Raw genomic sequence first — 14565 nt, 5'->3', positions numbered from 1 at the left:
AATCTGTAGATATTGAGGCGTTGCAATCCTGACCAAGAACAGGGTGTGAGGTGTGGGGTGTCAGGAAAAAACGCCCCTCCCACACCCTGTTGTTGATTCAGACATGATATAACCTATCTCCGTAAGGGCAACATAAAAAAGCATACTTCTATTAGAGCGATCGCCAATATGCCTAAAGTAGCTCTGTTGTAGTCGGCAATTGGCGATGATGCTTTTATTTTGAGCCTCAAGATGAACAATACAGGTTTTTTAAGTTACCAATGGTATTTAATTTTTTCTATCATTAGCTTGACAATTCCCTTTAATTCAGTCAATGCCCAAATACTTAATCTAGAAAGCTCTCAACCTGGTCAGCCGCCTTCCACTCAACCATTACCGGAGTTATCGCCGCCAACGCAGTTACCACCAATCGAGGAGTTACTGCAACCAAATACAACATCCCCTACATTAGAACAGCAATCTTTAGGCGAAGATTCTGCCACCATTGTTGTCAAGAAATTTGCTGTTACTGGTAGCACAGTTTTTTCCGAGGAAGATTTTGCCAAAATTACTGCACCCTATACTAACCGCCCGATAAAACTTCAAGATTTATATAAGCTCCGTTCGGAGATTACTAACCTTTATATCCAAAATGAATACATTACTTCTGGAGCTTATATACCGCCACAAAAGCGTCACGATGGAATCGTGGAAATCAAAATAGTTGAAGGAGAACTAGAACAGATAAAAATTACAGGTACTCGCAGACTTAATCCTGCATATGTGCAGAGTCGTCTGGCTACAAATATTCATCAGCCGTTGAAGCGCGATCGCCTGTTAGCAGCCCTACAATTGTTACAATTAAATCCTTTAATTGCGAGTATTTCCGCCGAGCTATCGGCTAGCACCCAACCAGGAAAAAGTTTATTAGAAGTGCAGGTCAAAGAAGCCAATACTTTCAATACACAAATAGTACTGGATAATGGGCGATCGCCTGCTGTGGGTAGTTTTAGTAGACAAATTCAAGTAAGCGAAGCCAATCTTTCGGGCTGGGGCGATCGTCTAAGTGCTAGCTATACTAATACCGATGGTAGTAATGCCTATGACTTCAGCTATACTTTGCCCATCAATCCCCATAATGGTACTTTAGCTTTGAGCTACGGCACTTCTAATAATCGCGTCATTGAAGAACCTTTTAGCGTTCTGGATATTCAATCTGATTCCCATTATTACGAACTCACCCTACGCCAACCCATCATCCAAAAACAAACTCAAGAATTAGCTTTAGGTTTAACAGCTAGTCATCGAGCCAGTCAAGCCCGGTTCTTAAACGGGGAACTTCCTTTTCCCAGTTCTGGTGCAGATGCACAAGGAAGAACAAACATCACATCAATCCGATTTTTTCAAGAATGGACGGCTCGCAGTAACCAACAGGTTTTGGCTTTACGTTCGCAGTTGAGTTTGGGAATTGATGCTTTCAATGCCACCATTAACAATCACTCTGTTGATAGCCGCTTTTTGGCTTGGCGAGGACAAGCTCAATGGGTGCGTTTATTAGCTCCTAATACCTTAGTGCTGCTCAAAGGTGATTTACAATTAGCAGACCGTCCCCTTGTTCCCTTTGAACAAATTGGCATCGGTGGTCAGGATAACGTTCGGGGTTATCGTCAAGATGCGTTGTTAACCGACAATGGAGTTTTTGCTTCGGCGGAAGTGCGAATTCCCATCGCCCAATTCTGGCAAGGTAAAAGTCTGCTGCAACTAGCACCTTTCGTAGATTTTGGGACTGGTTGGAACAACCCCGGCAGATCCTCGCCAGCAAATCTCAGTAGAAACACTTTATTATCTACTGGGCTAGGATTACGCTGGCAATGGCAGAATTACTTAACAGTACGTTTGGATTGGGGTATTCCCCTAGTTTCCCCGCCTTCTGGAGATGGCAACTCATGGCAAGAAAATGGTTTGTATTTTTCGATTGTCGCCAACCCCTTTTAATTTTTGGCAGCGCATTGAGTCGCAGTTTGCCAAGGAGTATGAGCTGTTACCTGTGGTATGGCTGCTACTAACTCAATGCTGCCATCTGGATGAGCAATTAATCCTTGAGCTTCTATAATTGATGGCTGACGACTCGGATTTGAATAATTGCTACTGGTTTTGGGATGACTGATTTCTGGGGATAAGTCGCGGATATCCTGCCAAACTACTTCACTTTTGAGGCTATCAGTTGGATTAGTCGGTACTCCACCACGATTACTAACTACAAAACGGTTTTGTTGTACTGCCCCGCAAGCATTGACTATTTGTCGTGAGCGATCGCTAAAATTAGCTGGTAATGTCACCAATCCTTGAGAGGGATCGACATCAGGTGTATTTAATTCTACAGTTCCACTAAAATCTGCACCTAAATCAGAAGAAGCCGTAATATCGCTTTCGGGAGTCAATTGTAGACGCGACTGAGTACCAAAAATTCCGTGAGCATTAATCGCTACCCTACCACCAAAGCCCTTTTGTGCATTGGCAGTAATATCACTATTTTCGTAGGCAACTAAAGTATTTGTTGTGATGTTAATGTTTCCACCAACTGCACTATTACGGGCATTGGTACTGATTTGACTACCTCGGCGCATTTGCAGAGTATCTGATTTAATCGTAATATTGCCCCAATCGCCAGCATTAGTATTAGCAGTAATTGTTCCTTGATTGGTTAATAGTACAGCATTGGAGTTGATTCTAATATTTCCTGCCGCACCTTTACCAGCCAAACCACGTAGATTAAGTGGATCTCGACTCAGGAAATTACTGACATTGATAGTTGCACCATCAGCAATCACCAAGCGATCAACACTCAAATTGACATCGCCGCCTTGACCATTACCAACAATAGCACTAGCAAATAAGCCACTGCGACCTAATTGATTACTACCTGTTAATTCTACTGAATCAGCGATGATGGTCATATTGCCAGCCGATCCCTTACCAGAGGTGCTAACAGCAATTTGACCGCCATCAGCAACTCGTAAATGATTTGTTTGCAGTGATAAATTACCTCCTGCACCTGAAGAGCGCTGTACTGTAGCTTGAATACTACTAGGGCCAGATTCTGCCCCCCCAAGGACTTCGACATTTTGAGCGAGAATTTTCAAGTCGCCAGCTTGACCAAAACCATAGGTACTGGCAAATATTTGTGCGCCACCATTAACTTGCAACCCATCAGTGTTAATAGTTAAATTACCTCCTCTCCCCCTAGCACCTAAAGCCACAGGTGCAAATAAACCACTCGGCCCGAAGGGAGAAAAACCACTGGCTTGAATATTTTCGGCTGTAATATTCAATTCTCCAGCATTGCCAGTACCAAAAGTACCACTAGATATTTGACCACCATTACTCACTTGCAACGTTTTTGTATTAATGGTGATTTTGCCGCCTTCTCCACTAGCGCCAGTAGCAACATCAGCAAGTATACTGCTAAAAACTTGGTTATCGGGGTTTAATACAAAGCCATCAATCGTTAATTGATCAGACGCAAATACATTTAATATCCCACCAGAACCACTACCTCTTGTATCTGTAATGATGAGCGAGCCATTTTGTAAAGTTACATTTTGTCCCCGCACCTGAATTAAACCACCACTATTACCACTTGCATCTACAGAAGCCGCATGATTCAGGTTAATATCACCATAGCTAATTCCTGGTGCTGGTTGTAATTGAATTTTTCCATTTGATTGGGCGATCGCAACTTCACCTTGCGTTACTGACCATAATTCTACTCTGCCTTGAGGTACGCTAATATTTCCGCCATCGAGTTCTACTTTACCACCAACTAAAGCTAAAGTCTGACTATTGGGCGTTTGATAGCTTAATCCTAATGGAATGTTACTAATATTCAAAGAAAAATCGGGATTGAGTTGAAAATTATTTCCTGAACCATTGACGCGAATTTCTCCAGCAGGACGAGAACCAAATTGCAAACCCAAAGGAGTGCTAATAGTTAGCAGTGGGTGAGATGTGGGATTGATAGAGCTAAATTCTGTACCATCAGCAAATTTAATACTATCGGCTGTCGTCCCCACAAACGAACCACCAACATCTAATTTGGCATTAGCACCAAAGATAATTCCACTCGGATTAATAATAAATAGATTGGCATTACCTATATTATTGGTTCCATTCATCAAAGTTTGAATAGTTCCATCAATTTGCGAGGGCAACCCTCCAGTAATCCGAGTAATAATATTGTTAATGTTTGGTTCGTAAATAAACCTGGCAGTGTCACCTGATTTCAGAGAAAAATCCTTTAAACTGTGAAAAAGATTCGCCCCATTATTTGGTCTATCACCCCCAGTAATGTCATACACCTTGCCGTTATGATTGACATTAGTAGGTAATGTCCCGTCTGGATTAATTTTAGTTTGTGCCAATACTGTTAAAGGTGTTTCCAGCAATAAAAAAAAGCTAAAAGCTAATAATAATTTTGAGATTTTCATTATAAATTAAGATAGTTTTTATAGATTTAAGAATTTGATTACTCAACCTAATTAGGTAAGGAATAGTAGTATATGTAGTGGCGTAGCCAGACTAAAATATTGCATTAAAATTCTCTTGTGGGATGGACTTCTAGCCCGTCCGGTGCGATAGGATGCCCACGCCACAAGAGTTATATTTTATGCACTACTACTGTACTGATTTTTCAAAAATTAATATGATTCTTATATAATCATTTCTGTTGGAAGATGCACCTCAAAAAAGAATTAGTGCGTTAGTTAGTCAATTTTTGTCAAAGATAGTAACTGCAATGGAGAGTAGGAATAGGAATAGCCTATTTGATGGCAACTTAAGTATTAGCAAACCCTAGTTAATCGCGGACACGGCGTTGGCATCGTCCAAAAATACTAAATAACGCCATTGCTAACAATCCAGAGATAGTGGTAGGTTCAGGAACAGATTGCGTCTGAGAATCGTTGGTAGAATGATCGCTATCAGCTTCAAATTCATCAAGTGTTTCCCAGGTGGCATTTTGCCAAAAGCCATCAGCAATTAAGTTGTCAGTAGATTGCCAATAACCATTCCAACCCCACCAATAACCGTTCCAACCCCACCAATAACCATTCCAACCCCAGTTGTAAGTCCCGCTACTGTTGATCATTTTATTTAAGGCTTCGCCACGGTCATCATAACCATTGTTATTCGCATCGATGAATCCTGGTGTCAGACTTAAAGCGGCTTGTGCGGGATTTGTATCCATCCAACTTGTCGTTACTCCCATTTTGCTAGCCAGTCCCGACTTAGCACTATTAAAAATGCTGAGTAAATCTTGGTTGTTTTGTTGTAAATTCCAGCCGAGAACATCCAAAACAGTTAAATCGTTGTTTGTTACCAGTTGTCTTGTACCGCCCGCACCCAGACTAGCCTCCATAATGCCATCATAGGTAGCATCTTTATCCCAGTGACTGCCTTGATTACCGTCTCCGCCAAATTTAGTACTTCCAGAAGACATATTACCTAATTTGGTGTTACCGCCATCAATAGATAACACTGTATCTACGCCAATGGATATATCAGGTCTATTCCAAAAGCGGCTAGATTGAGAGAGGCGAAACATATCCATCAAGTAGCCATATTTAGACATATCGTCATTAGTAAATAATGACTTTTTGGTTAATAAGTCTGCATATTCAGGTGAATCAATTCCACTGACAAAGCCTAGAGTGTGAGTTAATTCATGTACTGCCACAGTGAAAAAGTCCAGAGTTCCGTTAGGAATGAGACTACTGCTATTGTTGGCAGAAAAATAATTCCATGAAAGAGGCCGACTAATATTGTCTAGGTTACTCACAAGAATGTAAGCATCATAACCAGGATCATTCGCCCCAATAATTCCTAAAGCTTTGGCATTAGGACGGGTAAGATTGACTGTTTTCACATCGGATTGAATCTCTAAGTCAGAAATACCATACTTATAGGTACTGGTTAAAGATTTATATCCTGTGCATTGATATTGCCAATATCCGTTGCTAAAGCCAATGCCGATATTACATTGGTTCAATAAACTATTTAAAGCTGTGCGATCTGTATATGAAGTGACATCTGCTTGGAGTTTTTGAGCAACAGTATTAAAGTTCTGTAATGTTACTCCTGGTATCGCCCCACCAATGACGTTTTTCGGTAACATATTCGTTGGTTCAATAAATATGTTCAAGGTGACATCATCAGATAAATAATTTGACCAATATTTGCCAGCCATTTCATAGCCCAGCATTTGGTCTAAGCTTGTTCCTGGTGCATAAGTAAAATTAAATTGTAGTGCTTGGGCTGAAGAGTTACCTATGATGACAGAACTAGCTAGTGCTAAAGAAGGAATAATTTTGCCAAGAAATTGTGATCTCTTTTGCTGTATATTAGCAGTGTTAATGTTTTGCATATGAACTCAACATATAAACAGAAGTAGTTTTTGATTCAATATTTCTCATCAATCTGACAATACTCTGTTCAGAAAAATTCATAAACAAGAATATTAACAATAAACATACATACACTAAACACCAAAATGTATAAATTATTGGTGAAATATTTTGCTTTTATTATATGAAATTGTGTTTATTTAATTTAATAAAACAATGTTTGTGTAAAACAGAGATAAAGTTTTTTGGTCAGGTTGATTGTGTCAGAATAGTTGATTTATTCATTGTTTATAATTCTAATTCCAATATAATGCTTGTGTAAAAGTTAAAAGTTTTTAACAAAATTATCAGTTTTTTAGAAATATTCAGTCCCTGTTGAACCTACAAGTTCACCTAATTTTATCTATATATTTAACAGGAACAGTGTTTACACTGATTTAGAGAGATTAATTATTACAATATAATTAGAGTCGTATTTATACACATTTCTATAAATCAATTTTTTTGCTAACACGATTCAACTGAAGATGTAAAGACAAAATAGTTATGCAGCAACACAAAAAATATCTTTCTCTACCTACATTATTGACACTTGGGGCGGCAACTTTTTCATTATTAATGTTGGCGGCCACACCTATTTGGGCGCAGGTGACTTTTAATCCCCCGAAAGACCTCGCACCCAAAAAATCTACCGGAGGAGCTTCGAGAGATGCTTCTATTTGCAGTGCAGACATATCAACTAGTAATGCCGCATCAGTAACGCCATTGCTGCCCAAAACGAATATTGGTCTGACACTTACACAGCGTCCCACAGTTTTGGTTTACGTACCTCAGACTAAGGCTAAAAAAGCGATGTTTACACTGCAAGATGAGCAAGGTAAGCAATATTATCAAACAACTTTTCCTGTTCCGCGCCAACATGGTGTGATGGCTGTTAAACTGCCATCTTCGGTTCCGGCTTTGACAACTGGCAAAAATTATCAATGGTCTTTGGTAATGATTTGTACCCAAGAATTAGAGCCAGATAGTCCTTGGGTGAGTGGATGGATTCGCCGAGTAGAATCGCAACGCAGTTTGAACAATCAAGCTAGTTTGGCAGTAGCTACTAAACTAGCACGTATGGGTATTTGGTATGATTCACTGGCTACTCTAGCAGAGTTAAAAAGAAAGCAACCAAATAATCCTTCTGTGTCTGCTTCTTGGCAAGAACTGTTAAAGTCTGTTGATTTAAATGCGATCGCTAATGAACCACTAATTAATTAAAACTCAACACATGAGTGATGTGGGAATGAGGAAAAAATTCCCTCATTCCTAATTCTTTTTGATTTTGGGCTGAGGTGTTCCATTTAAAAGACTGATGAAGTTATCTTTTAAAACTGTTTTTCAGTATATACGCGGGATATGTTTTCCATATTGGCTGACTGTTTTGATTGCAACACCAACTGTCACAATCTTTGTAATTGTCCTCGGCAAGGTAGGACTATTGCAGCTGCTGGAGTGGAATGCGATGGAGTGTTTTTTTGCGCTACGTTCTACCGAAGCTGTAGACAAGCGAATTTTAATTGTAGCCATAGATGAACAAGATATTACTCAAGCAGGCAAATGGCCGATTCCTGATGTTGTGTTAGCGGAATTGTTGACTAAAATCAAAGCCAAGCAACCAGCAGTCATAGGTGTAGATATCTATCGAGATTTACCAGTGGAACCTGGTTACAAAAAATTGGTTGGAGTCATGAAATCTACGCCGAATTTGATTGGCGTGAGAAAATTAGTCGGAGAGAAAGTAGCTCCATCCCCCACTCTTGCTGAACAAGATAAAGTAGCCTTAGCGGATATGGTTGCTGATACAGATGGCAAAGTGCGACGGGGTTTATTATCTGCTGGGGATGATAGCGGCAAAATTTTTTTAGGGTTAGCAGTGCGTCTGAGTTTAATGTATTTGCAACCAAAGGGTATTTCTTTGCAAGCGCTCGATGACCGCGCACATACTTTGGGTTTAGGTAAAGCGGTATTTAAACCTTTGACTGGTCAAGAGTTTAATTATCGCAACGCAGATGTTGGTGGCTATCAAATTGTCTTGAACTATCGTGGTTATCAAGAAAATTTTGACGTTGTGAAAATGCGAGATGTCTTGAATAAATCTGTATCAGCAGATTTAATCCGCGATCGCATTGTTTTAATTGGTACAACAGCTAAAAGTATTAACGATTTTTTTAATGTTGGCTACAGTCGCCAGTTACAGGGTGAAGGTGAAACGATGGCAGGTGTAGTAGTTCATGCTAATTTAATTAGTCAAATTCTCAGTGCTGCTATTGATGGCAGACCATTGCTACAAATATGGTCTGAGCAATTAGAATGGGTATGGGTTTTTTGCTGGTCTTTGATTGCCAGTGGTAGTACTTGGCAAGTATTACAAGTTAATTCTAAGTTTAAAAGATCATCTTTGGGACTGCCATTTTTGATTATTGTCGCTGGCACGGCTATTGTGATCAGTATTGGTTATAGTGTGTTTTTAATTGGGTGGTGGATGCCTGTAATTTCACCATTACTGGCAATTTTTTTATCGACAATTGTGACAACAAACTTTCATAAGCAGTTTCAGCTAGAAAAAGCTAATCAACAACTGCAAGATTATTCTCGCACTCTTGAGCAAAAAGTACGCGATCGTACTCAAGAATTAGAAGTTGCCAAAATTGCTGCTGATGTTGCTAACCAAGCTAAAAGTGAGTTTTTAGCCAATATGAGTCATGAGTTACGCACACCTTTAAATGGCATTCTTGGTTATGCACAAATCCTCGAACGTTCTCAAAGCATGGCGCAATCAGAATTAGAGGGAATTAAAATCATTCATCAGTGTGGTTATCATCTTCTGACTCTGATTAACGATATTTTAGATTTATCCAAAATAGAAGCAAGTAAGCTAGAACTACATAATACAGATTTTGATTTTTCCTACTTCTTAACGGGAGTAGTAGAAATGTGCCGCATTCGTGCTTTACAAAAAGGAATTTCCTTTATTTACGAACCCGATACCCTATTGCCTCAAGGAATTTATGCAGACGAAAAACGTTTACGACAAATATTAATTAATCTCCTGAGTAATGCCATTAAATTTACTGATAATGGTAGCGTAACTTTTAAAGTAGAGGTATTAGAAGCAGTCAATACTCTGTGCAAAATTAGATTTGCTATCCAAGATACAGGAATTGGGATGACGGCGGAACAACTAAAGAAGATATTCTTACCCTTTGAACAAGTAGGTGATAAAAATAAGCAAGCAGAAGGTACAGGTTTAGGTTTAGCAATTAGTAGTAAAATTGCTGAGTTGATGGGTAGTGCAATCAAAGTTGAAAGTAATTTTGGTCAAGGGAGTAAATTTTGGTTAGATTTGAGTTTTCAGGTTCACAGTGATTGCTTAACTATACAGGGCGAACTGCATAACCAGAAAATTCAGAGAGTTAAAGACAAGCAACCAAAAATTCTCATTGTTGATGACCAATGGCAAAATCGTGCTTTGATTTTTAGTTTTCTCCAATCGATTGGTTTTTTATGTTTTGAGGCTGCTAATGGAGAAGCCGCAATCAATATCGTAATTGATAACCAGCCTGATTTAATTATTACTGATTTGGATTTGCCAATTATGGATGGATTTAAAATGATTGCTACTTTAAGAAAAACATATACATCTGATGAACTGCCAATTATAGTTTGTTCTGCCAGTGTTTTTGAGAGCAATAAAGCAAAAAGTCTAGCAGTTGGAGGAAATGAATTTTTACCTAAGCCAATACAACTTGACCATTTAACTAGCTTATTACAAAGTTATTTACACCTAGAATGGATTTATTCAGAAGCAAGAAATAATACCAAAGATGATGAGCTACCGCCAAATTATCAATTAATAGTCTCTCCGCCAAATAGGGAACTTGATCAGCTACTAGATTTAGCTATGAGGGGAAATATTGAAGGCATTAAAAACACATTGAATGAACTGGAAAAAATAGATAATAAATATTTACCTTTTATAAAACAGATGAGAAATCTTGCTGAGAACTTTCAACTGAAGCAGATACGCCAATTGATTAAAGATACCAAAGGTTAAATAGTTATGACAAAAAAAAACTTTTATGAGGATGTCACAATCTTAATTGTAGATGATAATCCCACAAACTTAAAAGTTCTATCTCAGGCTATTGCTAGTTCTGGCTGGGAAATTTTAATCGCTACTGATGGTCAAGGTGCGATTGAACAAGCTGAATATGCGCATCCAGATTTAATTTTACTAGATGTAATTATGCCAGATATTGATGGCTTTCAAACCTGTGCAGAACTAAAACAAAATCCTGTTACTAAAAATATCCCTGTGATTTTTCTGAGTGCGCTTAACGATAAATTTGATAAGGTACAAGGTCTGTTAATTGGTGGCGTAGATTACATTACTAAACCTTTTCAGGTAGAAGAAGTCTTAGCAAGAATTCAAGTACATTTAAAACTCAATTTTTTAACCAAACAACTAGAAGCCCAAAATCAGCAACTTGATCGACGTGTAGAGGAACGGACACAAGAACTTACCCAAGCATTAAACGAACTTAAAAAATCTCAATTACAGTTAATTCAAAAAGAAAAATTATCTACGCTTGGTCAATTAGTTGCAGGAGTAGCTCATGAAATTAATAATCCTTTGGGATTTGTCACAGGTAATTTTGAATTTATCAATAATTACCTAAATGCTTTATTAAATCATTTATCTCTTTATCAGCAATGTTATCCTAATCCAGATATAGCCATTACCAAAAATGCTAAACTAATTGAATTAGCGCAAATAGTTGAAGATATACCTCAAATTATCTCATCAATAAATTTAGGATTAGATAGAATTATTAAAATCAGTGATAGTTTGCGGAATGTTTCGCGCACAGATACATCACAAAAAATTGAATTTGATATCCATGAATGTATTGAAAGTACACTGATAATTCTGTCTCATCGTTTCAAACGAAATAAATTACGTGAAGATATAGAGGTCATTAAAGACTATGGAAGATTACCCTTGATTGAAGGTTATCCTGAGCAAATTAACCAAGTCTTGATGAATATTATTGCGAATGCCATTGATGCTTTTGATGAAAGCGCTCAAACCGTCGATAATCAGACAAAAACCAAAAATAAGCAACAAATTGTGATTAAAACTCTCTACGAGCCAGAGCAGGGATTAGCAATTATTGGAATTAAAGATAATGGTCTGGGTATTCCGCCAGAAATTCAAACACGCATATTTGAACAATTTTTTACTACAAAGCCTTTAGGTAAAGGTACTGGTTTAGGTTTATCTATTAGTCAGCATATTATTGAAGAGAAACATCATGGTAAATTAAAATTATTTTCTACATTGGGGGAAAGCACAGAGTTTTTGATTGAAATCCCAGTTGATAACTGAAATTTACTAGTGAAGTAACATCATAAATTTATATTGAAATATATGTACCATTATCGGAGGCTAATATTTTATTTTAAATATCATATTTACTGTGGTTGCTTAATTTTATTGATGGCAAATACTAGTGTATCTGCCCAAGATAAGGATAATTTACCATTAGTGAAAAGTTTAGATGTGAATATTTTGGCAGATGCAAATTTGCCACCCAAATCAGTTGATAATTTTACAGATGGTCAATATCAAATTCACCAAGGCAGAAATCTTTTTGCCTTGGGGCGTTTTGCTGAGGCGGTAGAGTTTTGGCAAAGTGCGGCTGTGAATTTTAAAAATCAAGGTGATGATATCAATCAGGCTTGGAGTTTAAGCTATTTATCTTTAGGTTATCAGAAGTTAGGGGATTGGCAAAAAGCCGAAATTGCTATAAATAATAGCCTAGAGATTCTCCAACATTTACAAAAGCAAAAAAAAGCTAATGCTGCCATACTTGCGGTGGCTTTTAATACCCAAGGAAATCTGAAATTGGCAATGGGAAAAGCGGAAGATGCTTTGCAAGCTTGGCAGTATGCCGAAAGTGCTTACGCTAAGGCTGGAGATGAGGTGGGAAAAGTTGGTAGCCAAATTAATCAAGCTCAAGCAATGCAGACATTGGGGTTTTATCGCAGAGCGCAGAAGTTGTTAGTTGATGTTAATGGCAAACTTCAAAATCAGCCAGATTCTTTGATAAAAGCGAAAGCTTTGCACAGTTTAGGGGTAGCTTTTCAATTAGTTGGTGAATTAAAAACATCTGAGGAAGTTTTAGAGCAAAGTTTAAAAATTAGCGATCGCTTAAATGATTCTACAGATAAAACGGATATTTTTCTCAGTTTGGGCAATACTGCTAGAGATTTACAGCAACCCACAGTCGCTTTAGATTATTATCAAAAAGTTGTCACACAAACAACTAATTTGCAATTACGATTAGAAGCACAGTTAAACCAAGCTAGTGTTTATCTAGAAACTCAGGAAATAGAAGCAGCTAAGGTTTTATTATTGCAGATTAAATCACAACTAAATAATTTGCCATCAAGCCGGATGAGCATTTATGCCAAAGTCAATTTAGTTCACAACTTTACTAAATTGGCAAAACTAGATAGGAGTAATTATCAGTTATATCCAGAATTAGCGCAAATTATGGCTTTGGCTGTACAACAGGCAGAAAATTTACAAGATTTACGCGCCGAAGCTTATGCTTTACACGAATTAGCTAAGTTGTACTCTGAAAGGCAACAGTTATCTGATGCTTTAAAACTCAGCAAAAAAGCATTAAAACTGGCCCAAGAAATTAATGCTAATGATATTAGTTATCAAGCTGCTTGGCAAGTTGGCAAAATTCTCAAACAACAAGGTGATATTCCAGGTGCGATCGCCAGTTATGATTATTCTATTAGAACTCTCAAGTCTTTGCGGAGTGACTTAGTAGCCATTAATCGTGATGTGCAGTTTTCTTTTCAAGAAAGTGTTGAACCAGTTTATCGAGAATTAGTAGATTTATTACTGCAATCTCAACCTAGTCAAAAAAATCTCAAACAAGCAAGAGAAACCATTGAAGCCTTAAAAATAGCCGAATTAGATAACTTTTTCCGCGAAGCTTGTTTAAATGCCCAACCAGAACAACTAGACAAAATTGACAAACAAGCAGCTGTTATCTATCCAATTATTTTAGGCGATCGCTTAGAAGTAATTGTATCGATTCCTGGGCAACCACTCTCTAATTATCAAACTGTTTTATCAGCAGAACAAATAAATCAGATTGTCCAGCAAATGCGTCAATCTCTGAATCCTGTTATTGCTAATGAAGAGCGCTTATCTGTATCGCAGAAAATTTATGATTGGCTCATTCGCCCAGCAGAATCTCAACTAACAAAGCATAACATCAAAACTCTAGCTTTTGTATTAGATGGTTCTTTACGCAATATCCCAATGGCTGCTCTTTATGATGGTAAACAATATCTGATAGAGAAGTATAGTGTAGCACTTTCGCCAGGAATGCAACTGATGTCAGCGCGATCGCTCCAACAAGAAAATATTAGTGTGATGACAGCCGCCCTGAGTGAAGCCCGTCAAGGATTTAAAGCCTTACCTGGGGTGAAATCAGAAGTCACAGAAATTGCCTCGGAAGTAACCACAAAAGTTTTATTGAATGAGAATTTTACTGACGCTAGTTTGCAACAAGCTATTAAATCAACACCTTTTTCTGTGCTACACTTAGCCACTCACGGTCAGTTTAGCAGCAAATCAGATGAAACATTTATCCTCAGTTGGAATGACAGAATCAACATCAAACAATTAAGTGAATTTCTCAAAAGCAGAAACGAATTAGAATCTACACCTTTGGAGTTAATGGTTCTGAGTGCTTGTCAAACAGCCAAAGGAGATAATCGCGCTATCTTAGGGTTAGCTGGCGTTGCAGTTCGTTCTGGTGCGCGCAGTACCTTAGCTACGTTGTGGGCTGTCAAGGACGATTCCACAGCTAAATTTATGGTGGAATTTTATAAACACCTGCGAAAACCAGGTGTTAGCAAAGCAGAAGCATTACGCCAAGCTCAAATTAGTTTTTTGCAAGATGCTAATTTTCAACATCCTTTTTATTGGTCAGCATTTGTGTTGGTAGGCAATTGGCTGTAAATCTAAATGTTTTCCTAGCTTGAAAGTGCTGAGTAAAAATATCAGTTCTACTTTCATGCTTGGCGATGAAATAAGGACATTTTAATC

Annotated in this window: 7 protein-coding genes; 5 read left to right on the top strand and 2 right to left on the bottom strand. The window is 38.0% G+C overall.

What is annotated here, in order from left to right:
* Positions 1-231 precede the first annotated feature (231 nt).
* The gene (locus H6G69_RS05820) at positions 232-1974 is read left to right on the top strand and encodes a ShlB/FhaC/HecB family hemolysin secretion/activation protein (protein ID WP_190683025.1); all 1743 of its coding nucleotides are present in this window, start codon (positions 232-234) and stop codon (positions 1972-1974) included.
* Here the strand turns inward: H6G69_RS05820 and H6G69_RS05815 are convergent.
* Both H6G69_RS05815 and H6G69_RS05810 read right to left on the bottom strand, forming a co-directional pair.
* A complete protein-coding gene (locus tag H6G69_RS05815; RefSeq protein ID WP_190683022.1) occupies positions 1971-4466 on the bottom strand; it encodes an S-layer family protein in 2496 nt (831 codons plus the stop codon). The two genes, H6G69_RS05820 and H6G69_RS05815, sit on opposite strands and share 4 nt — an antisense overlap.
* Positions 4467-4834: 368 nt before the next feature.
* Complete coding sequence (locus H6G69_RS05810) at positions 4835-6400, bottom strand: NF038122 family metalloprotease (RefSeq protein WP_190683019.1); 1566 nt, start codon at positions 6398-6400, stop codon at positions 4835-4837.
* Positions 6401-6926: 526 nt separating this feature from the next.
* Here H6G69_RS05810 and H6G69_RS05805 point away from each other — a divergent pair.
* The 4 genes from H6G69_RS05805 (at position 6927) to H6G69_RS05790 (ending at position 14478) form a co-directional block, all read left to right on the top strand.
* The gene (locus H6G69_RS05805; protein WP_190683015.1) at positions 6927-7643 is read left to right on the top strand and encodes a DUF928 domain-containing protein; all 717 of its coding nucleotides are present in this window, start codon (positions 6927-6929) and stop codon (positions 7641-7643) included.
* A 94-nt stretch (positions 7644-7737) separates the two neighbouring features.
* Positions 7738-10479 (top strand): CHASE2 domain-containing protein, encoded by a 2742-nt coding sequence (locus H6G69_RS05800; RefSeq protein WP_190683011.1) that lies wholly within the window; start codon positions 7738-7740, stop codon positions 10477-10479.
* A gap of 6 nt (positions 10480-10485) precedes the next feature.
* Complete coding sequence (locus tag H6G69_RS05795) at positions 10486-11814, top strand: response regulator (protein WP_190683008.1); 1329 nt, start codon at positions 10486-10488, stop codon at positions 11812-11814.
* Positions 11815-11925: 111 nt separating this feature from the next.
* Positions 11926-14478 carry a CHAT domain-containing protein gene (locus H6G69_RS05790; RefSeq protein ID WP_190683005.1) on the top strand — a complete coding sequence of 851 codons (2553 nt, stop codon included), beginning with the start codon at positions 11926-11928 and terminating at the stop codon, positions 14476-14478.
* Positions 14479-14565 lie beyond the last annotated feature (87 nt).

Source organism: Nostoc sp. FACHB-110, assembly GCF_014697425.1.
In the GTDB taxonomy this organism is placed as follows: Bacteria; Cyanobacteriota; Cyanobacteriia; order Cyanobacteriales; family Nostocaceae; genus Nostoc_B.
Note: the sequence above shows the minus strand (reverse complement) of the source record. Positions and strands in the feature narration are given on the sequence as shown.

Excerpts from the sequence above, each read along its gene's own strand:
- H6G69_RS05820 (WP_190683025.1), top strand. The coding sequence starts at position 232 with ATGAACAATACAGGTTTTTTAAGTTACCAATGGTATTTAATTTTTTCT.
- H6G69_RS05815 (WP_190683022.1), bottom strand. The coding sequence starts at position 4,466 with ATGAAAATCTCAAAATTATTATTAGCTTTTAGCTTTTTTTTATTGCTG.
- H6G69_RS05810 (WP_190683019.1), bottom strand. The coding sequence starts at position 6,400 with ATGCAAAACATTAACACTGCTAATATACAGCAAAAGAGATCACAATTT.
- H6G69_RS05805 (WP_190683015.1), top strand. The coding sequence starts at position 6,927 with ATGCAGCAACACAAAAAATATCTTTCTCTACCTACATTATTGACACTT.
- H6G69_RS05800 (WP_190683011.1), top strand. The coding sequence starts at position 7,738 with ATGAAGTTATCTTTTAAAACTGTTTTTCAGTATATACGCGGGATATGT.
- H6G69_RS05795 (WP_190683008.1), top strand. The coding sequence starts at position 10,486 with ATGACAAAAAAAAACTTTTATGAGGATGTCACAATCTTAATTGTAGAT.
- H6G69_RS05790 (WP_190683005.1), top strand. The coding sequence starts at position 11,926 with ATGGCAAATACTAGTGTATCTGCCCAAGATAAGGATAATTTACCATTA.